The sequence below is a fragment of the Psychromonas aquatilis genome, from assembly GCF_038155185.1.
Lineage (GTDB): Bacteria > Pseudomonadota > Gammaproteobacteria > Enterobacterales > Psychromonadaceae > Psychromonas > Psychromonas aquatilis.
Map to the genome: position 1 here is coordinate 1 of NZ_JBAKAZ010000440.1, position 211 is coordinate 211.

General features: G+C 37.9%; 1 pseudogene. It reads right to left on the reverse strand.

The features are described 5' to 3' along the window. A pseudogene (locus tag V6256_RS16095) lies at positions 1–209 on the reverse strand (5'-3' exonuclease H3TH domain-containing protein); the annotation flags it as partial. Positions 210–211 lie beyond the last annotated feature (2 nt).

The window sequence follows — 211 nt, forward strand, 5'->3', positions numbered from 1 at the left end:
AGTTTATCTAAGTTTTCATAGATACAATCCATATTACCTAGACCTTGCAACAATGCTAACGCGGTTTATTCACCTACGCCAGGGACACCTGGAATATTATCGACTTTATCACCCATTAAAGCTAAGTTGTCGATGATCATTTCAGGAGGAATACCAAACTTCTCATTTACACCAGGTACATCATGGACGGTATTAGTCATGGTGTTAATTA